This window comes from Pseudomonas sp. DW-iso17 (genome assembly GCF_058725345.1).
In genome coordinates, this window is the sequence record NZ_JBZXEA010000041.1 from 69,634 (window position 1) to 93,534 (window position 23,901).

21 protein-coding genes are annotated in these 23,901 nt (G+C 60.6%); 13 read left to right on the forward strand and 8 right to left on the reverse strand.

The window, feature by feature from the left end; genetic code table 11:
* Positions 1-400: 400 nt before the first annotated feature.
* The gene (locus AC4PS6_RS21260; RefSeq protein ID WP_032903136.1) at positions 401-1,966 is read right to left on the reverse strand and encodes a sigma-54-dependent phenylalanine hydroxylase transcriptional regulator PhhR; all 1,566 of its coding nucleotides are present in this window, start codon (positions 1,964-1,966) and stop codon (positions 401-403) included.
* Between the two features lie 257 nt (positions 1,967-2,223).
* Between AC4PS6_RS21260 and phhA the strand changes: the two genes are divergently transcribed.
* From phhA to AC4PS6_RS21275, 3 genes are all read left to right on the forward strand, one after another.
* Complete coding sequence (phhA, locus tag AC4PS6_RS21265) at positions 2,224-3,015, forward strand: phenylalanine 4-monooxygenase (protein WP_014719366.1); 792 nt, start codon at positions 2,224-2,226, stop codon at positions 3,013-3,015.
* 98 nt (positions 3,016-3,113) lie between these two features.
* Positions 3,114-3,470, forward strand: a complete 357-nt coding sequence (locus tag AC4PS6_RS21270; protein ID WP_003192995.1) for a 4a-hydroxytetrahydrobiopterin dehydratase — start codon at positions 3,114-3,116, stop codon at positions 3,468-3,470.
* Positions 3,470-4,663, forward strand: coding sequence for an amino acid aminotransferase (locus AC4PS6_RS21275; protein WP_019818405.1), 1,194 nt, complete (start codon positions 3,470-3,472; stop codon positions 4,661-4,663). The genes AC4PS6_RS21270 and AC4PS6_RS21275 overlap by 1 nt, the downstream gene beginning before the upstream one ends.
* Before the next feature lie 179 nt (positions 4,664-4,842).
* On the opposite strand, the gene AC4PS6_RS21280 is transcribed toward AC4PS6_RS21275, so the two are convergent.
* Positions 4,843-5,652, reverse strand: a complete 810-nt coding sequence (locus tag AC4PS6_RS21280) for a UDP-2,3-diacylglucosamine diphosphatase (RefSeq protein ID WP_014719368.1) — start codon at positions 5,650-5,652, stop codon at positions 4,843-4,845.
* A 137-nt stretch (positions 5,653-5,789) separates the two neighbouring features.
* Between AC4PS6_RS21280 and AC4PS6_RS21285 the strand changes: the two genes are divergently transcribed.
* Entirely contained in the window at positions 5,790-6,539 is a 750-nt protein-coding gene (locus AC4PS6_RS21285; protein ID WP_103452155.1) for an AraC family transcriptional regulator, read from the forward strand.
* Positions 6,540-6,639: 100 nt separating this feature from the next.
* The gene (locus AC4PS6_RS21290) at positions 6,640-7,521 is read left to right on the forward strand and encodes a DMT family transporter (protein WP_034126769.1); all 882 of its coding nucleotides are present in this window, start codon (positions 6,640-6,642) and stop codon (positions 7,519-7,521) included.
* Positions 7,522-7,523: 2 nt separating this feature from the next.
* On the opposite strand, the gene AC4PS6_RS21295 is transcribed toward AC4PS6_RS21290, so the two are convergent.
* On the reverse strand, positions 7,524-7,811 hold the full coding sequence (locus tag AC4PS6_RS21295; protein WP_014719371.1) for an Rdx family protein: 288 nt from the start codon (positions 7,809-7,811) through the stop codon (positions 7,524-7,526).
* Positions 7,812-7,894: 83 nt separating this feature from the next.
* Between AC4PS6_RS21295 and AC4PS6_RS21300 the strand changes: the two genes are divergently transcribed.
* The gene (locus AC4PS6_RS21300; protein ID WP_032903134.1) at positions 7,895-10,084 is read left to right on the forward strand and encodes a patatin-like phospholipase family protein; all 2,190 of its coding nucleotides are present in this window, start codon (positions 7,895-7,897) and stop codon (positions 10,082-10,084) included.
* 120 nt (positions 10,085-10,204) lie between these two features.
* On the opposite strand, the gene AC4PS6_RS21305 is transcribed toward AC4PS6_RS21300, so the two are convergent.
* Positions 10,205-10,639, reverse strand: coding sequence for a MarR family transcriptional regulator (locus AC4PS6_RS21305; protein ID WP_003193007.1), 435 nt, complete (start codon positions 10,637-10,639; stop codon positions 10,205-10,207).
* Positions 10,640-10,760: 121 nt separating this feature from the next.
* Positions 10,761-12,890 (reverse strand): DNA helicase RecQ, encoded by a 2,130-nt coding sequence (gene recQ, locus AC4PS6_RS21310; RefSeq protein ID WP_014719373.1) that lies wholly within the window; start codon positions 12,888-12,890, stop codon positions 10,761-10,763.
* A 276-nt stretch (positions 12,891-13,166) separates the two neighbouring features.
* On the opposite strand from recQ, the gene AC4PS6_RS21315 reads away from it, so the two are divergent.
* The 3 genes from AC4PS6_RS21315 to AC4PS6_RS21325 all read left to right on the forward strand — a co-directional run bounded on the left by AC4PS6_RS21315 (position 13,167) and on the right by AC4PS6_RS21325 (position 17,748).
* Positions 13,167-13,754 (forward strand): UPF0149 family protein, encoded by a 588-nt coding sequence (locus AC4PS6_RS21315; RefSeq protein ID WP_003193011.1) that lies wholly within the window; start codon positions 13,167-13,169, stop codon positions 13,752-13,754.
* 20 nt (positions 13,755-13,774) lie between these two features.
* Entirely contained in the window at positions 13,775-14,158 is a 384-nt protein-coding gene (locus AC4PS6_RS21320; RefSeq protein ID WP_492180985.1) for a YbaN family protein, read from the forward strand.
* A 119-nt stretch (positions 14,159-14,277) separates the two neighbouring features.
* Positions 14,278-17,748, forward strand: a complete 3,471-nt coding sequence (locus AC4PS6_RS21325; protein WP_336826943.1) for a hybrid sensor histidine kinase/response regulator — start codon at positions 14,278-14,280, stop codon at positions 17,746-17,748.
* Positions 17,749-17,796: 48 nt separating this feature from the next.
* Here the strand turns inward: AC4PS6_RS21325 and AC4PS6_RS21330 are convergent, their stop codons facing one another.
* Positions 17,797-19,161, reverse strand: coding sequence for a DNA recombination protein RmuC (locus AC4PS6_RS21330; protein ID WP_336826952.1), 1,365 nt, complete (start codon positions 19,159-19,161; stop codon positions 17,797-17,799).
* 175 nt (positions 19,162-19,336) lie between these two features.
* The gene (locus tag AC4PS6_RS21335) at positions 19,337-19,660 is read right to left on the reverse strand and encodes an SEL1-like repeat protein (RefSeq protein WP_014719377.1); all 324 of its coding nucleotides are present in this window, start codon (positions 19,658-19,660) and stop codon (positions 19,337-19,339) included.
* 457 nt (positions 19,661-20,117) lie between these two features.
* On the opposite strand from AC4PS6_RS21335, the gene AC4PS6_RS21340 reads away from it, so the two are divergent.
* The 4 genes from AC4PS6_RS21340 to AC4PS6_RS21355 all read left to right on the forward strand — a co-directional run bounded on the left by AC4PS6_RS21340 (position 20,118) and on the right by AC4PS6_RS21355 (position 23,276).
* Positions 20,118-20,423, forward strand: a complete 306-nt coding sequence (locus AC4PS6_RS21340) for a hypothetical protein (protein ID WP_014719378.1) — start codon at positions 20,118-20,120, stop codon at positions 20,421-20,423.
* Positions 20,424-20,866: 443 nt separating this feature from the next.
* Positions 20,867-21,091 carry a hypothetical protein gene (locus AC4PS6_RS21345; protein ID WP_003193022.1) on the forward strand — a complete coding sequence of 75 codons (225 nt, stop codon included), beginning with the start codon at positions 20,867-20,869 and terminating at the stop codon, positions 21,089-21,091.
* Positions 21,092-21,370: 279 nt separating this feature from the next.
* Positions 21,371-21,853, forward strand: coding sequence for a hypothetical protein (locus AC4PS6_RS21350; RefSeq protein ID WP_032903131.1), 483 nt, complete (start codon positions 21,371-21,373; stop codon positions 21,851-21,853).
* A gap of 145 nt (positions 21,854-21,998) precedes the next feature.
* Positions 21,999-23,276, forward strand: a complete 1,278-nt coding sequence (locus tag AC4PS6_RS21355) for an OmpP1/FadL family transporter (RefSeq protein WP_003193026.1) — start codon at positions 21,999-22,001, stop codon at positions 23,274-23,276.
* Positions 23,277-23,340: 64 nt separating this feature from the next.
* On the opposite strand, the gene AC4PS6_RS21360 is transcribed toward AC4PS6_RS21355, so the two are convergent.
* On the reverse strand, positions 23,341-23,892 hold the full coding sequence (locus AC4PS6_RS21360; protein WP_014719380.1) for a glutathione peroxidase: 552 nt from the start codon (positions 23,890-23,892) through the stop codon (positions 23,341-23,343).
* Positions 23,893-23,901: the final 9 nt, after the last annotated feature.

Genomic DNA, 23,901 nt, shown 5'->3' on the forward strand with positions numbered 1-23,901 from the left:
TTGAGGCCGGGCGCTGATTGCGGGGGCAATACCCAACCAATGTGGGAGCTGGCTTGCCTGCGATAGTGTTAGTTCAGCGACAGAATCATTGACTGACCCGCCGCCTTCGCGGGCAAGCCCGCTCCCACAGGGGATTGAGGCCGGGCGCTGATTGCGGGGGCAATACCCAACCAATGTGGGAGCTGGCTTACCTGCGATAGCGTTAGTTCAGCGACAGAATCATTGACTGACACGCCGCCTTCGCGGGCAAGCCCACTCCCACAGGGGATTGAGGCCGGGCGCTGATTGCGTGGGCAACACCCAACCAATGTGGGAGCTGGCTTGCCTGCGATAGCGGTTGGGCAGGCACTGATATGCCAACTGACAATCCGCTATAGCAGGCAAGCCAGCTCCCACCGTTTTAACTGCGATCGGCCTTGAGCACTTCGTAATCACGCAGCTTGTTGGCAATGGTGGTGTGGGAAACTCCCAGACGCTTGCCTAACTGGCGGCTGCTCGGGTGTTCGGCGTACAGGCTTTCCAACACCGCCTTCTCAAAGCGCCCGACGATATCCTCCAGGCTCCCCTCCAGGGAAAAATCACCCAGCGGCTGACGCACGCCGTAATCGGGCAAGCGAATATGCTCAACCTTGACCGTGCCGCCTTCGCACAACGACACCGCCTGGAACAGCACGTTTTCCAGTTGCCGCACGTTGCCTGGCCAGTGGTAGTGGCTGAGTTTGTCCATGGCCGCAGGGGCCAGCCTGGGCAGTGGGCAACCGATCTGCCGGCTGGCCTGGTCGAGAAAGTGCTCGACCAACGGCGCGAGGCCATCCAGGCATTCGCGCAACGGCGGGATATGCAACGACAGCACATTCAGCCGGTGATAAAGGTCCTGACGAAACTCACCCCGGGCGCAGAGTTCCGACAAATCTACCTGGGTCGCGCAGATCACCCGCACGTCCAGGTACACCTCTTCATCACTGCCCACCCGGCGAAAACAACCATCCTGCAAAAAGCGCAGCAGCTTGACCTGCAAGCGCGCGCTCATTTCTCCCACGCCGTCGAGAAACAAGGTACCGCCCGCCGTCAGCTCAAGCAGGCCCAATTTACCTTCCGCCCGCGCCCCTTCAAATGCGCCGGGACCATAGCCAAACAGTTCAGTCTCGGCCATCGACTCGGGCAACCCCGCGCAGTTGAGCGCCATCAACGGCGACTGCCCCCGCGGGCTGGCCAAGTGGCAGGCCCGGGCCAATAGCTCCTTGCCGGTGCCGGTTTCGCCTTCTATTAATAGCGGCGCATCCAGCGGCGCCATGCGCCGCGCTTCACGCACCACTGCGGCCATGACCTTGGAGCTTTGGAAGATGCTGTCGAAACCGCGCAGCTCTTGCTTGCGCACGTTATAGATACGCTCACCGACACGGTCGGCACGGTGCAGGGTGAGCACGGCGCCGGCCATGGCTTCGCTGTCGTCGTGCTCGGAGGATTGCAGCGGCGCGATATCCGCCAGAAATACGTCGCCCTTGACCTTGACCCGCAGGCCATTGATTCGCGACTTGCTGGCGCGCACCAGTTCCGGCAGGTCAAAATCCTCGGCATAACGCGACAGGGGAATCCCCGGCACTTCATCTACCCGCACGCCAAGCAACTGCGCCGCCGCCCGGTTGGCGGCCACGATGGAGCCGCCCATATCAATGGACAGCACCGGGAATTCCAGGGCACCGAGCAACGCATTGAGTTCCATATGCCGCCGCTCGCTGGGCATCAGCCCTACCCGCTTGACCCCGAACACTCCGGCAATCGCCTCGAACTGCGGGCGCAACGCCTGGAATTGCATGTTCACCAGGTTGGGGCAGAACAGGTAGATGGCATTGCCATGCTCACCGCCGACTTCGCCCTTGGCGACGTTGACGCCGTACTCCACCAGCAGGTTGAGGATGTCCCGCAGGATGCCGATGCGGTTCTGGCAGTGCACTTTGATACGCATGGAAAAACTCGAAAAAGAAGTAGGCGCCGCCTCTTTTTGTCGCTAGGCGCAGATAGTCGTCAAGATTATGTGACAGTACGGCAGCTATTCCCAGCCCATAGCTGCGAGAAGCGAGCCTATCGTAACGAATTCTTTACGAATATCGGTAATTTTTCCTACACGCATTGGCTAAAGGCTGATGGAATCCTGCGCCTATCCGGTTATCAATAGAGGCATCCCAGGACATAACAAGAACGAATGCCTAGCAGGAGAGCCGTATGAAGCAGACGCAGTACGTGGCCCGCGAGCCCGATGCGCAAGGTTTTATCCACTACCCGCCAGAAGAACACGCGGTGTGGAATACCCTGATCACTCGTCAGTTGAAGGTGATTGAGGGCCGCGCCTGCCAGGAATACCTGGACGGCATCGACAAGCTCGGCCTGCCCCTGGACCGCATCCCCCAACTGGGCGAGATCAACAAGGTGCTGGCCGACACCACCGGTTGGCAAGTCGCCCGCGTGCCGGCGCTGATTCCCTTCCAGACCTTCTTTGAATTGCTGGCCAGCAAGCAGTTTCCGGTGGCGACCTTTATCCGCACCCGTGAAGAACTGGACTACCTGCAAGAGCCGGATATTTTTCACGAGATCTTTGGCCACTGCCCGCTGCTAACCAACCCCTGGTTCGCTGAATTCACCCACACCTACGGCAAGCTCGGCCTGGCGGCCACCAAGGAGCAACGGGTGTACCTGGCGCGCCTGTACTGGATGACCATCGAGTTCGGCCTGGTGGACACGCCTCAGGGCCGGCGTATCTACGGTGGCGGCATTTTGTCGTCGCCTAAAGAAAGTGTGTATTGCCTGTCGGACGAGCCCGAGCACCAGGCCTTCGACCCGCTGGAAGCGATGCGCACCCCCTATCGCATCGACATCCTGCAACCGCTGTACTTCGTCTTGCCCGAGCTCAAGCGCCTGTTCGACGTGGCGCAGGAAGACATCATGGGCATGGTCGAGCGCGGCATGCAGTTGGGTCTGCACGCACCGAAATTTCCGCCCAAACCCAAAGCCGCGTGAACCTCACGTTTTAAGGCCAGGTGAGTCTGTTCCCTGGCCCCGCGTTGCTTTAGGGTAACGCCACTGACCTTCAATCATTCGAATTCAGGACACCTTCCATGACCACCTTGAACCAAGCCCACTGCGAAGCCTGCCGCGCCGATGCCCCGCAAGTCAGCGATGAAGAACTGCCGGTGCTGATCAAGCAGATCCCTGACTGGAACATCGAAGTGCGCGACGGCGTGATGCAGTTGGAAAAGGTTTTCCTGTTCAAGAACTTCAAATTCGCCCTGGCTTTCACCAACGCCATGGGTGAAATTTCCGAAGCCGAAGGCCATCACCCTGGCCTGCTCACCGAGTGGGGCAAAGTCACCGTGACCTGGTGGAGCCACTCCATCAAGGGCCTGCACCGCAACGACTTCATCATGGCCGCGCGCACCGACGAAGTGGCCAAGACTGCCGAGGGCCGCAAGTAATGCATTTCGATGCCATCGACCGCGTGCCCGGCGACCCGATTCTCGGGTTGATGGACCTGTATACCCAGGACGCCAACCCGAACAAGTTCGACCTGGGCGTAGGTGTCTATAAGGACGAGCAAGGCCTGACGCCGATTCCCCACTCGGTGAAGCTGGCGGAACAGCGCCTGGTCGACACCCAAGTGACCAAGACCTATATCGGTGGGCATGGCGATGCAGCGTTCGGCAGCCTGATCAGCCAACTGGTGCTCGGCGCCGACTCGGCCTTGCTGCGTGACCGCCGCGCTGGCGCCACGCAAACCCCAGGCGGCACCGGCGCCCTGCGCTTGAGTGCCGACTTTATCGCCCACAGCCTGCCGGGCCGTGGCGTGTGGCTGAGCAACCCGACCTGGCCGATCCACGAAACCATTTTTGCCAAAGCCGGGCTCAAGGTCAGTCATTACCCTTACGTGGGCAGCGACAACCGCCTGGATGTGACGGCAATGCTGGCAACCCTGTCCAGCGTGCCCAAGGGCGACGTGGTATTGCTGCACGCGTGCTGCCATAACCCGACCGGCTTTGATCTGTCCCAGGATGACTGGCGCCAGGTCTTGCAGATCGTGCGTGAACGCCAGTTGCTGCCGCTGATCGACTTCGCCTACCAGGGCTTTGGCGATGGCCTGGAACAGGATGCCTGGGCGGTGCGCCTGTTTGCCGCCGAGCTGCCGGAAGTGCTGATCACCAGCTCCTGCTCGAAGAACTTCGGCCTGTATCGCGACCGCGTGGGTGCATTGATCGTCTGTGCGGCGGATGCCGAAAAGCTCACCGATGTACGCAGCCAACTGGCGAATATCGCTCGCAACCTGTGGTCGACACCGCCGGATCATGGCGCCGCCGTGGTGGCGACCATCCTCGGTGATGCACAGCTGAAAAAGCAGTGGAGCGAGGAAGTCGAGGCCATGCGTTCGCGGATCGCCCATCTGCGCGCAGGATTGGTGGAAGCGCTTGCGCCCCATGGCCTGGCCGAGAAATTCGCACATATCGGCACGCAGCGTGGGATGTTTTCCTATACCGGCTTGAGTGCCGAGCAGGTCAAGCAACTGCGCGAAAAGCACAGTGTGTATATGGTCAGTTCGGGGCGGGCTAACGTGGCCGGTGTTGATGCAACGCGCTTGACGTTGCTGGCTCAAGCCATCGCCGACGTTTCCAACTGAAGCAACAGGATTACGTGTGGGAGCTGGCTTGCCTGCGATGGCGGTGGTTCAGTTGCAGATTAATTGCCTGGCCCGCCGCCATCGCGGGCAAGCCCGCTCCCACATTTGAATCGTGGGGTGTCAGGTAGATCAGCGTCGGCTGTCAGGCCGTCACGGGAGCAAGCTCCCTCGCCACAGGTTCAGCCAGCGACCATTTCGGCCTTTAGCAGTGCCTCTTTGGCCTGCGCATCCGCCAACCGATACAACTCGATATGCCCATCCCAGTGCTCGATCAAGGCCGTGCACGACTCCACCCAATCCCCGCAGTTGAGGTAATCCACCTCGCCCACCTTGCGAATCTCGGCATGGTGAATATGCCCGCACACCACCCCGTGCAATTCCCGCTTGGTCACCTCGTGGGCAATCGCCTCTTCGAAATCGCTGATAAAACTCACTGCCGTCTTGACCTTGTGTTTCAGGTACGCCGACAGCGACCAATAACCGTAGCCATACCGCGCACGCCAGTGGTTCAGCCAGCGGTTCAGCGTCAGGGTGAATTCGTAGGCCGAGTCGCCGAGGAAGGCGAGCCAGCGGTGATAGCGCGTGATCACATCAAACTGGTCGCCATGAATCACCAGCAAGTGGCGGCCATCGGCGGTGACGTGTACAGCCTCATCGACCAATTGGATATTGCCCAGGATCAGCTTGGAATAGCGACGCAGGAACTCGTCATGGTTGCCGGTGACATAGATCACCTCGGTGCCACGTTTGGCCATGGTCAGCAAGCGGCGGATCACGTTGGTGTGAGCCTGGGGCCAATACATGCCACCGCGCAGTTTCCAACCGTCGATGATGTCACCGACCAGGTAGACCTTGTCGGCATGGTAGCCCTTGAGAAAGTGCGACAGGTGTTCGGCCTGGCAATCCCGAGTGCCCAGGTGCACGTCGGAAATCCACAGGGTTCGCACCCGTTGCTTGCGGCTGGGCTTGGTGAACTCGGCACGGGTCATGGGCATCCCTCGACGCTGTTTTGGCGAGCTTGCGCCTTGGCGATTAATAGTCCATGACAAGCGTGCGTCAGTCTGATGACAGCGCCCGTCGCTCGCCAAGCGTTGTAGACTGACAGCTTGCCGCCCTGGAGACCGCGATGAGCCCGACCCTCACGCTACGCCACTACCTCGAAGCGCCCATTGCCCACAGCCATGACCATGCGCAGTTGGTGTTCGGCCTGTCCGGGCACCTGGACCTGGAAGTCGATGGCCGTGGCAGCCAGGTGCGCGAAAGCAGCGTGATGGTGCTGCCCTTCTCCACCCATCATGCCTGTATCAGCCGCGATGGCAGCCGCTGCCTGGTGCTGGATGTGCCGACTGAGCACTGGGTGGTGCAATCCTTGGGCGAACATGCCGACGCCAGCCGCCGCTTGCTCGACCAACCCGCGCGCCTCGCGTTGGATGCCCGGCAACACCAGTTGGTGCAGTGGCTGGCACAGAGCCCGGTGCACGACCCACTGATCGTCCAGCAAGGCGCCGTGTTGTTACTGGCCAGCCTCAACCACCCTCAGGCCCAACCGCTGCCTGGCCGGCGTCTGCCTTATGCCGCGTTCAATAGCCATATCGAGCGCCATGCGGCGCGTCCGCTCCAGGTGGCCGACCTGGCACGGATTGCCGATTTGTCCGTGCCGCGCCTGCATGCACGGTTTATGGCGGAGTGCGGGCAAACGCCGATGGACTATCTACGCAGTCGTCGCTTGCACATGGCGCTTAGGCTTTTACGCGAAACCTCCCTGCCCATCGGCGAGATTGCCGAGCGCGTCGGTTACGCCTCGCAAAGTGCATTTTGCGCGGCCATGCTTCGGGCGTTTGGCGCCTCGCCCGGTGCATTGCGTCGAGCGGGCTAGCAAGAGTCTTGCGCTAAAAATCACCCCACCCGCGACAGACGCCCATTCTCCAACCCTCTAGACTGCGAGGCTGTCACCCCCTGTTGGATCAAGGATCGCAATGACTCCCCGCTCAGCCCTTGGCGCCCTGCATATCGGCGCATTGATGTTTGGCCTCACCGGCGTGTTCGGCAAGCTGGCGGCGGCCTCCCCCGCCATCATCGTATTTGGCCGGGCGGCGTTTGCCGTGCTGGCACTGGCGGTCTTTGCGCGCTTTGCCAGCAACGCTCCCTGGAAAAAACTGGAGATGCGTGACTGGCGCCGGCTGCTGGTCAGCGGCGTGTTGTTGGCTGCCCATTGGGTGACGTTCTTTATCGCCGTCAAAGTCGCGGGTGTGGCTGTGGCGACCCTGGGGTTCACCGCCTTTCCGGCCTTTACGGTGATCCTTGAGGGGCTGATTTTCCGCGAGCGTATTCGGGCCAATGAAGTGCTGCTGGTGGTGCTGGTCACCGTTGGCCTGGTGCTTGTGACCCCGGATTTCAATCTCGCCAGCGAAGCCACGGGCGGCCTGCTATGGGGCATCGTCTCGGGCCTGTTGTTCTCGTTGTTGTCGCTGAATAATCGCGCCAGTTCCGGGCGCATTCCTGCGGTACAGGCCGCGCTGTGCCAGAACGTCGTGGTCGCCGCGCTCCTGCTGCCCGTGGCCGCGCCGGGGTTGGCGGATGTGCGAGGGATAGATTGGCTGTGGATCGGGCTGCTGGGGGTGTTTTGTACCGGCCTGGCCCACAGCCTGTTTGTCGCCAGCCTTGCGGTGATCAAGGCGCGCACCGCGTCGGTGGTGTTTGCGATGGAACCGGTCTACGGCATCACCGTGGCCTGGCTGTTGTTTGCCGAAACCCCGACCCTGCGCATGCTGCTGGGCGGCGCCTTGATCATCGTCGCCATCGTGCTCTCCGGCCTGATGGGCAGCGCCAGCCAGGCCAAGCAACCGGCGCCGGCCTGACTTCAGACGGTACGGTCGTTATGCCCGAGGTCGCGCTGCGGGTCGATCTGGTCGCGCACTCGCTGCTTGAGCACCTTGGCCTCGGGAAAACCGCCATCGGCCTTGCGCTCCCAAATCTGCACGCCATCGCAGGTAATGCGAAAGGCCCCGCCGGTGGCTGGTTCCAGTGCCACGCGCCCCAAGTCATCGGCAAAGGTGCTGAGTAGCTCCTGGGCCAGCCACGCGGCGCGCAGCAACCACTGGCACTGGGTGCAATAGGTGATCACGATCTCGGGTTTGCATGCAGACATCATTAAGCGGCTCCTGGCGTAACAGGCTCAGCGAATCGGGTGGCTATAATAGCGGCCTTTGTCGCCCAGCCACGAGATTGATGATGCGCCGCCTGCTGTCTTGCCTGTTCCTGTGCCTTGTCCCCCTACTTGCCGACGCGGTAGAAGCCCCCCGCCCGAAAATCGGCCTGGTGCTGTCCGGCGGCGCTGCCCGTGGCCTGGCGCATATCGGCGTGCTCAAGGCGCTTGAAGAGCAAGGTATTCATATCGATGCGATTGCCGGCACCAGTATGGGCGCGGTGATTGGCGGGTTGTATGCGTCGGGCTACAAAATTGACGAGCTGGAGAAGTTGGCGCTGGGGATCGACTGGCAGCAGGCCCTGTCCGACGCGCCACCGCGTGAAGATGTACCGTTTCGGCGCAAACAGGACGACCGGGATTTCCTGGTCAAACAAAAACTCAGTTTTCGCGACGATGGCAGCCTCGGCCTGCCGCTGGGCGTGATCCAGGGCCAGAACCTGGCGTTGCTGCTGGAAAGCATGTTCGCCCACAGCAGCAACACGCGTAATTTCGACAAGCTGCCGATCCCCTTTCGCGCCGTGGCTACCGACATCACCACCGGCGAAAAAGTAGTCTTCAGCAAAGGCCACCTGCCCCAGGTGATACGCGCCAGCATGTCGATTCCCGCGGTGTTCGCCCCGGTGGAGCTGGATGGCCGCCTGCTGGTGGACGGCGGTATGACCGACAACATCCCGTTGGATGTGGCGCGGGAGATGGGCGTCGATATTGCTATCGTGGTCGACATCGGCACCCCGCTGCGCTCGCGCAAACAACTGGCCACCGTGGTGGACGTGCTCAACCAGTCCATCACCCTGATGACCCGGCGTAACTCCGAGGAACAACTCAAGGCCCTGAACCCCAAGGACGTGTTGATCCAACCGCCGCTGGCCGCTTATGGCGTCACCGACTTTGGCCGCGCCAAGGACATGATCGATGCCGGCTACCGCGCCACCCGTGCCCTCGACGTACGCCTGGCACACCTGCGCCCTGCCGAACCCATCGACGCCGACCTGATAGCCGCCCGCACACCGGGCGAACGCACCCCGGTAATCACCGCAATCCAGGTGGAGAACGACTCCAAGGTCAGTGATGACGTCATCCGCTATTACATTCGCCAGGGGCTGGGAGAACCGTTGAACCTGGGCCGCCTGCAATCAGACATGGGCACCCTGTACGGCCTCGATTACTTCGAGCAGGTGCAATACCGCGTGGTAAAAAAAGGCCAGGACAACACCCTGGTGATCAGCGCACGCGGCAAGCGCAGCGGCACCGACTACCTGCGCCTGGGCTTGAACCTCTCGGACGACATGCGCGGCGACAGCGCCTTCAACCTCGGCGCCAGTTACCGCGTGAACGGCATCAACCGCCTCGGCGCGGAATGGCTCACACGGGTGCAGATCGGTGATCGGCAGGAGCTCTACAGCGAGTTCTACCAACCCATGGACACCGGCTCACGTTACTTTGTGGCCCCCTACATCAGGGCCGAGGCGCAGAACGTCGAGCTGATCCTGGATAACGACCCCATCTCCGAATACCGCCTGGAACGCTATGGCTTCGGTTTGAACGTGGGCCGGCAGATCGGCAACAGCGGCGAGATCCGCTTTGGCGTGGGCGAAGCCTGGGGCAAGGCGGACGTGCGCATTGGCGACCGCGATCTGCCAAGCGTGAGCTTCAGCGAAGGCTTCTATGAACTCAAATATTCCTTCGACTCCCTGGACAACGTGTACTTCCCCCACAGCGGCGAAGACATCGGCCTGGCCTTTCGCGAGTTCGAACCTGGCCTGGGCTCGGACCAGCGCTACCGCCAGTGGGAATTCAAGCTGGACAAGGCCATGAGCCACGGCCCGGACACCCTGATACTGGGCGGCCGCTATGGGCGCACCCTGGACGATTCGGATGTGGTGATTTCCAGCTTCCTGCTAGGAGGCGCACGGCAATTATCAGGCTTCCGCCAGGATGCGATTTCGGGGCAGAACATCAGCTTGATGCGCGCGGTGTACTACCGCAGGCTCACCCCGCGCTCTTACCTGCCACTGGACTTCCCGTTGTACCTAGGTGCATCCCTGGAACGGGGTCGGGCGTGGAACAACGATAACGAGTTCGACAGCGGCTATATCAACGCGGCGAGTATTTTCCTGGGGTTTGATACACCCTTGGGGCCGCTGAATTTCAGCTATGGGTTCAATGATGATAATCAGAAAGCGGTGTACTTGAACCTGGGCCAGACGTTCTAAGAAGCCGAACACTAAACCCAATGTGGGAGCTGGCTTGCCTGCGATAGCGGTGCGTCAGCCAGCTAATCCCTTGACTGAATGTCCGTCATCGCAGGCAAGCCAGCTCCCACATTATTTAGATCAGGACTTTTCCAGGTTCGCCAGGATGTGCTCATGCACCCGCATGCACACCCGCAGGTCTTCCTCATTCACGCCCACGAACAACTCATGGCGCAACGCCGTGGCGATGGTTTCGATCTGGTCGATCAGCGGTTGGGCGGTATCGCACAGCAGAATACGTTTGGCGCGGCGGTCTTCCACCACGGCTTGGCGTTGCACCAGGCCCTGGCCTTCCAGGCTATCGAGCAGACGGGCCAGGGTGGGCCCTTCTACGCCGACACTCTGGGCCAATTCACGCTGGGTGGGTGCTTCGACAAAACGGGCCAGGTGCAGCAGCACCAGCCAGCGCGCCTGGGACAAGCCCAGCCCCGCCAGCCGGCGATCCAGTTCGGCGCGCCAACCTCGGGACATTTGCGCCAACTGCATGCCAAAACGGTGTTGATCGGTTAACGGCATAAAAAACTCATGTTTAAGACTGAAAATAAAGTATGGCTAATTATTAGTCAGCTAAGCATGAGCCCTGTCAGTAGGCAAGGCCCGCTATGTACTGATTCGTTACATTGTCGTAATTGGCACACTAAATTTCGAATTCCGACTGCAAAGCAGCACGCACGCAGTACAAAACGCCTTCCGGAACACGCCCGGTAAATAACGGCGCAATCTCCGTGACAGCTGGCAATTCGCCTTCTCCATCGAGAAAAGCGTCCTGGATTTCACCGAGCAAATCCTCAGGCAAATCAAGGGCCTGCTCCAGGGACAATTGCTGCTTGCCGATGGCTTCGGCGAGCAAGGTGTATACGTTTTTTTCCGAGCATTGCAGCTGGCCGGCGATCTGGATCGGGGTCATGCCGGCGCGGGCCAGGCTGATCAGTTCGTGGCGAATATCGGCGATTTCCTTCGGCGCTTCGGCCTGGCCGCCGAGCACTTCCAGGAAGGCCTGGCCGTAGCGTTCCAGTTTACGCGCGCCCACACCGCTGACCCGGGCCATCTCGGCCATGGTGGTGGGCTGCTCGCGGAGCATCTCCAGCAAGGTGGAGTCGGGAAAGATAACGTAGGGTGGCACGCTGTGCTCCTGCGCCAGTTTGCGCCGCAGGGTGCGCAAGGCTTCCCACTGTTCGCGTTCTTCACCCCGCACCAGTTGGCTGGCCTGGCTAGTACTGCTGCTTTTGGCGGTGGTCTGCGGCTTGAGGTCACGGCGCAGTTCCAGGCTCACTTCGCCCTTGAGCAAGGGCCGGCAACTGTCATTCAGGCGCAGCCCGCCGTAGCCTTCGATATCGATGTCGACCAGCCCACGGGCAACCATCTGGCGAAACAGCGAACGCCACTCACCTTCGGCGCGAGCTTTGCCGACACCGTACACCGAGAGTTTCTCGTGGCCGAAGCTGCGGATTTTTTCATTGTCCTTGCCCAGCAGTACGTCCACCAGATGGCCCACACCATAACGCTGGCCGGTGCGATAGATCGTCGACAACGCCTGGCGCGCCGGCTCGGTGGCGTCCCAGGTTTGTACGCCGTCGATGCAGTTATCGCAGTGGCCGCAGGGTTCAGGCATGTCTTCGTCGAAATACGCCAGCAGGGTCTGGCGGCGGCAGCGGGTCTCTTCGCACAACGAGAGCATGGCATCGAGCTTGTGCTGTTCCAGGCGTTTGTGGCGCTCGTCGCCCTCGGAGTTCTGCAGCATCTGCTTGAGCATCACCACGTCTTGCAGTCCGTAGACCATCCAGGCATCCGCCGGCAGGCCATCGCGGCCGGCACGCCCGGTTTCCTGGTAATAGGCCTCAAGGGACTTGGGCAGGTCCATGTGCGCCACGAAACGCACGTTGGATTTGTCGATGCCCATGCCAAAGGCGATGGTTGCCACCATGATCAGGCCTTCCTCGTTCAGGAAGCGTTTCTGGTGCGCTGATCGCGTTTCATTGGGCAGGCCGGCATGGTAAGGCAGTGCCGGGTAGCCTTGTTCACAGAGGAACGCCGCGACCTCGTCGACTTTCTTGCGCGACAGGCAGTACACGATGCCCGCGTCACTGCGCCGCTCGGACAGGAACGCCAGCAACTGCTTACGTGGCTGCTCCTTGGGCACGATGCGGTAGAAAATATTGGGCCGGTCAAAACTCGACAGGAAGCGCTCGGCGTTCTGCAAATGCAGGCGCTCGACGATCTCTTCGCGGGTCCGCTTGTCGGCGGTGGCGGTCAGCGCGATACGCGGCACATCGGGAAACAGTTCGGCCAATTGGCCAAGCTGCAGGTATTCGCGACGGAAATCGTGACCCCATTGCGACACACAGTGGGCTTCGTCAATGGCGAACAGGGCGATTTCCAGGCTCTGCAAAAAAGCCAGCATGCGTGGCTGCACCAGGCGCTCCGGCGCCAGGTAGAGCATTTTCACCTCGCCACGTTTGATGCGTGCGGCCAGGTCGCGCTGCTGCTCGGCGCTGAGGGTGGAGTTCAACGACGCGGCGGCGACACCGAGTTCTTCAAGGGTGGCGACCTGATCGTCCATCAACGCAATCAGCGGCGACACCACCACGGCCAGGCCATTGCGCAACAGCGCCGGCACCTGGAAGCACAGCGACTTGCCGCCACCGGTAGGCATCAGTACCAGGGCATCGCCGCCACTGGCCACGCGCTCAATGATCGCACCCTGGCGGCCACGAAAACTGTCGTAGCCGAAGATGTCCTTGAGGACGCGTTGAGCCTGCTCGAGCATGTAAAACTCCAAAATGGTGCCGAAATCCCTCTATACAGGCTGGCCGAAAAAATCCCCGTTCACGAAAAATAATCCGTAAGCGAAGTTTTCCCGGATTGGCGCTGGGCCTGTAGGGGCATCACAAAACGCGGCAGTATACCCGAGCGTTATCCACCAAAGGGCGCGACTGACGAATAGACGCACCAGGCTAAAACCGGGCAAATATGCCGTGCGGCTGGCCTGGGCGCTCAAGAAAGCCTAGAATTCAGCATCGTTTATTCCCAAGGTAGCCCTTCAATGTCCTTCGCTGAGCAACTAACCCGCCTGCAAGCCTTCCTCGACGCCGATGAGCTGCATGACGAGGCGCTGGACTACGTGGCCGCCCACGGCTACCTGACCGCCCTGTCGATCTGCTCCGACCCCGTTCCGGACCGTGAATGGATCGACGCGCTGTTCGCTGAAGAGCCTCACTACAGCGACGACGCCCAGCGCGCAGAAATCGAATCCACCCTGGTCGCCCTCAAGGCCCACATCGCCCGCCAACTGGCCTCCGACGAAGAGTTCGAGCTGCCGTGCGAGCTGGACCTGGGCGACGACCCTGATGACTCCGACCTGCGCGGCTGGTGCATCGGCTTCATGGAAGGCGTGTTCCTGCGCGAAGCCGCCTGGTTCGAAACCGCCGAAGAAGAAGTCAGCGAAATGCTGCTGCCGATCATGGTCGGTTCGGGTCTGTTCGAAGAGGAAGCAGAGTTCTCCGACATCGCCGCCGACGCCAACCTGATGGACGACATGATCGTGCAGATCCCGGAAGCCCTCACCGCGCTGTACCTGCTGTGCAACGCGCCTGACGAAAAACCGGCGATCCTCAAGCCACGTCACCACTGAGTGGCTTGCCCGTGGCACCCATGGGCAACCGTCCACTGCTCCTGCGCTACGCGCTGCTGGCCATCGGCTGGCTAAGCGTAGCGCTGGGAGTCATCGGCATTTTCCTACCTGTGCTGCCGACCACGCCCTTCCTGTTACTCGCCGCCGCCTGTTTCGCTCGCAGCTCCCCGCGCTTCTACCACTGGCTGGTGGAACACCCGCGCCTGGGGCCCTGGGTGCGCGATTACCTGGACGGCAATGGCATCCCGCTCAAAGGCAAGGTCTACGCCATTGGCTTGATGTGGTTGAGCATCTCGATTTCCTGCTACCTGGTGCCGCTGCCATGGGCACAGGGCTTTATGCTGACCAGTGCGGTGCTGGTGACGATCTACATCCTGCGCCAGAAAACCCTGCCGCCACGCTGAGCGCCACCTGCGACATTCGATCCCACACGACCTTGGTCGACACTGACTAACACCAGGCATCATGCGAGACTGTCCAACCGGGCCTGGAATGCCCGGGTGTTCTTATGCTCGGAGTTACCATGACGCTGTCCAGCGGGCTGATCGCCGCCGTTGCCCTGGCCTATATGGCCACTATGTTTGCCATCGCCTTTTACGGTGACCGCCGCCATGCGCCGCTGCCACCGCGCGTGCGTGCCTGGGTGTATAGCCTGTCACTGGCGGTGTACTGCACCAGTTGGACCTTCTTCGGCGCCGTAGGCCAAGCCGCCGAACAACTGTGGGCATTCTTGCCGATCTACCTGGGACCTGTGCTGTTGCTGGTGCTGGCACCCTGGGTGCTGCAGAAGATGATCCTGATCAGCAAGCAGGAAAACATTACCTCCATCGCCGACTTTATCGCTGCCCGCTACGGCAAGTCCCAGTCCCTGGCGGTGGTGGTGGCACTTATTTGCCTGGTGGGCGTGCTGCCCTATATCGCGCTGCAGCTCAAAGGCATCGTACTGGGCGTGAACCTGCTGATCGGCGCCGGCCCCGACACCACCGGCACCCGCGCCCAGGACACGGCCTTGATCGTGTCGCTGGTGCTGGCGCTGTTTACCATCGTGTTCGGCACACGCAACCTCGACGCCACCGAACACCACCGCGGCATGGTGCTGGCGATTGCGTTTGAGTCGCTGGTCAAGCTGTTCGCTTTTCTCGCCGTCGGTGCGTTTGTCACCTACGGCTTGTACGACGGTTTCGGCGATTTGTTCAGCCAGGCCATGCTCGCCCCGCGCCTGGAGGAATACTGGAAAGAGACCATCAACTGGCCTTCGATGGTGGTACAGACCGGCGTCGCCATGATGGCGATCATCTGCCTGCCGCGACAATTTCATGTGACGGTGGTGGAGAACATCGACCCCCAGGATTTGCGCCTGGCCAAGTGGGTGTTCCCGGCTTATTTGATCCTCGCGGCACTGTTCGTGGTGCCCATCGCCTTGGGCGGCAAGATGCTGTTGCCCAGCTCAGTGCTGCCGGACTCCTATGTGATCAGCCTGCCAATGGCCGAGGCCCATCCTGCCCTCGCCGTGCTGGCATTCATTGGCGGTGCATCAGCGGCCACTGGCATGGTGATCGTGGCGAGCATTGCACTGTCGACGATGGTCTCCAACGATATGCTGCTGCCGTGGCTGTTGCGCCGATCCAGCGCCGAGCGGCCATTCGAAGTCTTTCGCCACTGGATGCTGTCGGTTCGCCGGGTGAGCATTGTGATCATCCTGCTGCTGGCGTACGTGAGCTACCGCTTGCTGGGCTCCACTGCCAGCCTGGCGACCATCGGCCAGATCGCCTTTGCCGCTGTGACCCAACTGGCCCCAGCGATGCTCGGTGCACTCTATTGGAAGCAGGCCAACCGGCGTGGGGTGTTTGCCGGTTTGGCCGCCGGTACCTTCCTGTGGTTCTACACCTTGGTCTTGCCAGTGACGGCGAAAAGTCTGGGCTGGTCGCTCAGCCTTTTCCCCGGCCTGACCTGGATGCATTCCCACCCGTTCGGGCTGTCGGTCACGTCGCTGACCTTGGGCACCGTGTTCTCCCTGGCGGGTAATTTCACCCTCTTCGTGTGGGTGTCGATGCTGTCGCGCACACGGGTTTCCGAGCACTGGCAGGCAGGCCGTTTTATCGGCCAGGAAATCAACCAGCGTGCGAGTGCGCGCTCCATGCTGTCGGTGCAGATCAGCGACCTGCTCAGCCTCGCGGCACGCTTCGTCGGGGAAGAACGGGCCCAGCAGAGCTTTATTCGCTTCGCCTACCGCCAAGGCAAAGGCTTCAACCCCAACCAGAATGCCGATAACGATTGGATCGCCCACACCGAACGCTTGCTGGCCGGCGTACTCGGGGCCTCCTCGACGCGGGCGGTGGTGAAAGCGGCAATCGAAGGGCGGGAAATGCAACTGGAGGACGTGGTCCGTATCGCCGACGAAGCCTCGGAAGTGCTGCAGTTCAACCGCGCCCTACTGCAAGGCGCCATCGAGAACATCACCCAGGGCATCAGCGTGGTGGACCAGTCGCTCAAGCTGGTGGCCTGGAACCGGCGTTACCTGGAACTGTTCAACTACCCGGACGGCTTGATCAGCGTCGGCCGGCCCATTGCAGACATCATTCGCTACAACGCCGAGCGCGGCCTGTGTGGCCCTGGCGAAGCGCAAGTGCACGTGGCGCGTCGCCTGCACTGGATGCGCCAGGGGCGTGCGCACACCTCCGAGCGCTTGTTCCCCAATGGCCGGGTGATCGAGTTGATCGGCAACCCGATGCCCGGCGGCGGGTTTGTCATGAGCTTCACCGACATCACCGCCTTCCGCGAAGCCGAACAAGCACTGACCGAAGCCAACGAGGGCCTGGAGCAGCGGGTGACCGAGCGCACCCATGAACTCTCGCAACTGAACGTGGCCCTCACCGACGCCAAGGGCGTGGCCGAATCCGCCAGCCAGTCGAAGACGCGGTTCCTGGCGGCCGTGAGCCATGACCTGATGCAACCGCTGAACGCTGCGCGGCTGTTTTCCGCCGCCCTCTCCCACCAGACCGATGGCCTGTCCAGTGAGGCACGGCAATTGGTGCAGCACCTGGACAGCTCGCTGCGCTCGGCTGAAGACTTGATCAGTGATTTGCTGGATATTTCGCGCCTGGAAAACGGCAAGATCAACCCACAACGCCAACCCTTTGTCCTCAACGAGCTGTTCGACACCCTGGGTGCAGAATTCAAGGCGCTGGCCCAGGATCAACACTTGCGCTTCCGCTGGCGCGGCAGCCGTTTGCGGGTCGACAGCGATATCAAACTTTTACGGCGAATTTTGCAGAACTTTCTGACCAATGCCTTCCGTTATGCCGACGGCCCGGTGCTGCTAGGCGTACGTCGCCGCAAGGGCGAACTCTGCCTGGAGGTCTGGGACCGCGGCCCTGGCATTGCGCCGGATAAACAAAAGGTGATCTTCGAAGAGTTCAAGCGCCTGGACAGCCACCAGACCCGTGCCGAAAAGGGCCTGGGCCTGGGCCTGGCGATTGCCGACGGTCTGTGCCGCGTGCTGGGCCATCGCCTGAGCGTGCGCTCCTGGCCGGGCAAAGGCAGCGTCTTCAGCGTGTGCGTGCCGCTGGCCCGCAACCAGGCCAGCGTGCAACCCAAGCCGCCCACAGAAACCGGCCTGCCCTTGAGTGACGCACGGGTGCTATGCGTGGATAACGAAGACAGCATCCTGATCGGCATGCGCAGCCTGCTAACGCGCTGGGGCTGTGAAGTCTGGACGGCCGCCAACCAGGCCGAATGCGCGGCACTGCTGGCCGACGGTATCCGCCCGCAACTGGCGTTGGTGGATTACCACCTGGACCACGGCGAAACCGGTACCGAGTTGATGGGCTGGCTGCGTGCGCAACTGGCCGAGCCGATTCCCGGTGTGGTGATCAGTGCCGATGGGCGACCGGAGATGGTGGCCGAGGTGCACGGGGCGGGGTTGGATTACTTGGCCAAACCGGTGAAGCCGGCGGCGTTGCGGGCGCTGTTGAGCAGGCATTTGCCCCTGTAACGGGGCTGTATTCGAGCTATTTGTGGGAGCAATTTAGACCCCTATCTATTATTCCGGGAGATGCGCCACGCCATCCGAATCGGTCATCGCCCGCTCCAGCAGATCCGCCGGCAAGCTCTTACTGGCGCGGGCGCCGAGCAACCTTAGCTGCTCGGTACGGCTGACCAGGTTCCCACGCCCATCCGTCAGCTTGTTGCGCGCCGCGCTGTAGGCCTTGTCCAACTGTTGTAGCCGGTTGCCCACTTCGTCCAGGTCCTGGATAAACAGCACGAACTTGTCATACAGCCAGCCGGCACGCTCGGCAATTTCCCGCGCGTTCTGGCTCTGGCGCTCCTGCTTCCACAGGCTGTCGATCACGCGCAGGGTGGCGAGCAAGGTCGTGGGACTGACGATTACGATATGGCGGTCGAAGGCTTCCTGGAACAGGTTGGGCTCGGCCTGCAATGCCGCAGAAAAGGCAGCCTCGATCGGTACGAACAGCAGGACGAAATCCAGGCTGTGCAAACCCTCCAGGCGCTTGTAGTCCTTGCCGGCCAAGCCTTTGACATGATTACGCAGGGACAGCACGTGTTGCTTCAACGCGGCCTGGCCAATCACCTCGTCATCCGCCGCCACGTACTGTTGATAGGCGGTCAAGCTGACCTTGGAGTCGACCACCACCTGCTTGTCGCCCGGCAACATGATCAGCACATCGGGCTGGAAACGCTCGCCATCCGGGCCTTTGAGGCTGACCTGGGTTTGGTACTCACGGCCCTTCTCCAGGCCCGCGTGTTCCAGCACTCGTTCAAGAATCAGCTCACCCCAGTTACCCTGGGTTTTCTGGCCCTTGAGAGCGCGGGTCAGGTTAGTGGCTTCGTCCGACAGACGCAGGTTCAATTGCTGTAGGCGCTCAAGCTCTTTGGCGAGGGAAAAGCGCTCACGGGCTTCGTTCTGATAGCTTTCTTCGACACGCTTCTCGAAGGACTGGATACGTTCCTTGAGCGGGTCCAGAAGTTGGCCCAGGCGCTCCTGACTGGTTTGGGCGAAGCGTTGCTCACGCTCGTCGAAGATCTTGCCGGCCAGCTCGGCAAATTGCGCACGCAGTTCGTCTCGTGAGCCTTGCAGGTCGGTGAGGCGTTGCTGATGACTCTCTTGCTGCTCACGCAATTCGGCGCTCAGGGCCGCGGCCAAGGCGTCGAGGCGACGCAGTTCGGTTTCCTTGGCGCTACGGTCGAGGTTCCAGGCGTGCGCGGCATCGCGGGCGTTATCGCGGTCGATCTGCAACAGCTCGACTTCACGGCGCAGCGCCGCCAGCTCGGCTTGTTTGGCGGCATTGGCCTGGCTGAGGTCACTGATCTCATCGCGACTGGCGTCCAGTTGCGCGGCGAGCCCTTCCTGGGCCAGTTGTGCGGTCGCCAGGCGCTCCTCCAGCAACTCCCAGCCGGTGGTGCGTGCGGTCAGGCGCCGCTGGAGTTGCCAGCACAGCGCCAGTAGCGGCACGGCTGCGCCCACAAGACCCAAGGCGATACTGGTCCAGTCAAACACCATAGCCATTTCTGCCATCACCGAAAAAGATCAAGGGTAACCAAGCCTAAGGCCGGAGGACAGCTCAGTCTTCGACCTGCCCCAGTTCGCGCTGGGCGCGACGGTCGCCGGCGCGAGCAGCCGAACGCAACAAATCGTGGCCGATGCGCCGGTCACGGGCATTTCCGCACTCGCGGCACATCAGTTGGCCAAGACGGCTCTGAGCGGCCACCACGCCTTCGCGGGCGGGCTGCTTGAGCAAGCGTCCGGCGAGATGCTTGATATTGTTGCTCTGCCCCAGGCGCGGGCTGTCGAGCAGCCACAAAGCAACCTTCAAGGAAAAACGCTTGGGCGCGGTAACAGTTTGGGGCGTGTCGGTAACAGAAGGTGATACTGAGCGAAACTTCATAAAGTACTGTGGGGCAGAACGGAAGGCGCGCCACTCTACTCTTTTTTTCGTACAGGTAAAGCTGAAAAAACCGTGCACGCCCGTCCTAGAGCAAGCGCTCGGGACAATCCACAGAAGCTGTGGATAACTCAGTGGACAACCCCCCTTGAACAGGCGCAAAGCCCCATGGAACGGGGGCCGCGGTCAAACTGACGATTTTTTCACCAATAAAAAAAAGCGAGATTTTTCATTGACTTAAATTTTGATTACAGGCAAATGGGCGCACTTGCACACCCGTGGCAGCAGGGTTACACCCTTGGCCACAAATGTGCACAAGTCCCGATCGGCTGGTTATATCGTCGGCGTTTTTTGATTCAACACCGGTTAAACATGTTACTAAGCGCGCAAACCCGAGGGCTTTTCAAATCTGCCTCGGCTCGCCACACTGCGCCACCGCCAATGCAAACCAGTAGGGCCGATGAAAGGAATTCTGTTATTCGCCGGGCTGCTGCTGGCCATCTGCGCGACCTCGCTTGGGATCAATGCCGCGCTCCCCTCGCCGGACGGCGCACTGTTTGCTATTGCTATCCTGCTATCGGCCGCCTTTACCGCCGTGATTCTGTGCATCGAACTCAGTGATGGCAGAATTAACGACATGGGCGATGTGATCCGCATGATCGAGACCGGCCAGTCCTTGCGGCTGACGCTCGCCGCCTACGGTCTGGGCTGTGCCTTGGCCGCATCCATGACCGTGCTGGTCTATTGCGAGTTACTCGGCGGCTGAACGAAGTTTTTTTGCAATCGGCCTTCCCTTCCCTGTTTCAATCCGTTACTATCCGCGGCGTTAGTACCAAGCTGAAAGTCAATTCTGGTCGAACACGTCCCCTGAACCACATGGGATCGGCCACCTCGATGGTTTCCAGGTATTCCTTGCGACGACACTGCCTTTGAACAAGCAAAGGGTGGCGCGAAGTTCCAATACTCTGACCGAACCAACCTGCAAATTGATCAGGATCTCCACCCTGGGCCCAGAACCTTTGCCCTTGTTGTGTTGCCTGCCCTCCTAAGTACCTACCTGCCAGCCCAAGCGCGCCAAATTTAATTGCGCTTCAAACTGGCTGCTTTGTTCCAGTCGGGTTCTTCGTTTGATCAATGGTGATCAGCGTTACTGGAACGTTTTAACGTTGCACGGTTCTTATCCGTGTCATTTGTAGGAACACCAATAATATGAACGCTCAAATCCACACTCAGGATGCCATTCGCACCCTCACCAACGCTTTTGCCCCAATGAACTGCCTGATCATGGCCGCTCGCAAAGGCTGCTTCAGCTTCACCCTGGTCAACGAACACGGCATCGCTCGTCACAGCGAACGCCTGTACCCCGATCAATACTCCAGCGCAGAACCGCTGCAGGCCGTGATCGATCGTACCCGTCAGGCACTGACTGCCTGATCGACCCGCGTCGCTGAAACCTCAAAAACCCTGTTTGAATAACAGGGTTTTTTATTGCCTGGAATTTGGCCCTGAGTTCGCCGGGCTAAGTACAAATGGATATAAACGTTATAACCAGTTGCAGAAGATGTTTTAAAAACAGTCCTTTACATCGTGAATATGACACTACACTTCAACTCAAGCGGCGTGATCCGCTTACGACGGGCCTGAGATCCGATTCACCGCTGCCAAGCCCCCCCCTCTCAGGCTCGTCCACTCTTTGCAAGGACTGAGGCTCGTATGGGTATTGCCGCCAGTGAATTGTGTCGTTATGTGATCAGGCCGACGCTGATGTACCTCGGCCGCCACAGCTCGACAGCCGAATCCCTGCTGCTGGGCATTGCCGCCAGCCAGTCAGAACTGGGCTCGGCGCTGCATGACCGCCGCGGCCATGGCCTCTATAGCATCACCGAACCACGCCACCGCGCCCTCTGGGATAACTACCTGGCGCTGGACCCGGAACGCGCCAGCCTGGTGCGCGGGCTGGCCAGCCAACATGCGTTCCTCAGCGCGCCCCAGTTGGAGCTGACGGTAAACCTGCGCTACGCCACCGCGATCGCCTGGTTGCTGGTGGAACAACATCGTCCTGCCCTGCCCGCGCCCGGCGATGTACTGGCCATGGCGCGTATCTGGAAAGAAATATTCCACCCTCAGGGCCGCCTGCGAGATTTCACCCAAGCCTGGCAAACCTGTGTAATCCCAATGAAACAGGCAGCTTGCTGACCGGGCAAATTGCAAGATTCGCCAAAAAACGGCGATTTTGGTCTGATTGTCCTACAAAAACGCTCTATCTCCCGCATTACAGCCTATAGCGCGATGTGAAATTTATTGATACTTTCCGCAGCGGTGATCACACGGAGTTCTAATAATGAAAAAAGTAATGCTCAAGACCACACTTAGCCTCGCCGTTGCCATGGCATCCTCCCAACTGTTCGCCAGCGGCTTTGCGCTCAACGAACAGAGCGTGAGCGGGATGGGTACCGGTTTCGCAGGTCGCTCTTCTTCTGCCGATGATGCGAGTACTGTGTTCGGTAACCCTGCCGGTATGGCACGTCTGGAAGGCCAACAGATCACCGGTGGCGTTGCAGCCATTGATGCCTCCACCGATATCAGCAATGTCAGCGGCCGCTCCGCTGGCAGCAACAAAGGCGATATGGTGCCTTTCACCGCCGTGCCTTTCGGTTTCTACACCAATAAACTTAACGACCAGTGGGCTGTCGGCTTCGGCGTCTATGCGCCGTTCGGCCTGGTGACCGACTACGAAAGCGGCTTCCAGGGCCGTGGCTTTGGCAGCAAGAGCGAAGTGAAAGTCATCACCTTGCAACCGACTGTCAGCTACGCCTTCAACGACCGCGTTTCCGTGGGTTTTGGCCCGACCATCAACCGCATCGCCGGCACCCTGGAATCGGACCTGACGCTGAACCCTCGCGCGCCAGACACCAATATCAAGATCAAGGGTGACGACACCGCGCTGGGCTTCAACATCGGCGTACTGGTCCAGGCCACCGATACCACCCGTGTCGGCCTGACCTACCACTCCAAGGTCAGCTACAAGCTGGACGGCCACACCGAAGTCACCGCACCGACCGCGACCTCGCCGTTCCTGCGCAGCAACCGCTATGACGCCTCGCTGAAAATCGACACACCTGAGTCCTACGACCTGTCCGTCACTCAAGACCTGACCGACGCGTGGAAACTCTACGCCGGTGCAACCTGGACACGCTGGAGCCGCCTCAAAGACATCACCGTCAAGAACGAAGGCGTCAGCGGCGCTACTGGCGGCGCGCTTGCCCCAGGCCTGGTCAGCACAATCAAGGAAGACCAGAACTGGCACGACACCTGGGCCTACGCCGTGGGTACTTCGTACCAGCTCACCAAGCAAGTGGTACTGCGTACCGGCCTGACATTCGACCAGTCGCCTACCAACAACACGGATCGCTCACCGCGCATCCCGACCGGCGACCGTACTATCTTCAGCCTGGGCCTGGGCTACCAGGTCATGGATAACATGACCATCGACCTGGCCTACTCCTACCTGAAGGAAGAGGACGTCAAGATTTCACGCTCCAACCAATTGGCCAGCTACAACGCCAAGTATGAAAACAGCGCCAACGGTTTCGGCTTGGGCATGACCTACAAGTTCTAACCGCAGTCGTATAAAAAAGCCCCGCTCTCCTGTGAAGGAGGCGGGGCTTTTGTTTGGCTGGCGGTCAGGGTTTGGAAGCCAATGCCTGTTCCACCGCCTTGATCAGCTCCGGACTGTCCGGCTTGGTCAGGCTGGAAAAACTGGCAACCACATTGCCTTGGCGATCCACCACATACTTGTAGAAATTCCACTTCGGCGCCGCGTCGGCCTGCTGTGCAAGCACCTTGAACAGGTGCACCGCATCCGGCCCCTTGACCTTCTGCGGCTCGGTCATGGTGAAGGTCACGCCATAGTTCACGTAGCAGACCTTGGCGGTTTCTTCCCCGGTCTTGGCTTCCTGTTTGAAGTCATCGGACGGCACGCCGATCACTTCCAGGCCCTGGCCCTTGTAGCGCTGATATAACGCTTCCAGACCTTTAAACTGTGGGGCAAAGCCGCAGAAGCTCGCTGTGTTAACGATCACCAAGGGCTTGCCAGCGAATTGCTGGCACAGGTCGATGGATTCCTTGGCCCGCAGCTTGGGCAATTGGCCCGCAAGCAACGGTGGGCAACTGGCGGCCATCGCCACGCTGCCAATAGCCATCAGGACGGGTACAGCGAGCCAGCGCATCTGCATGTCAAAAGT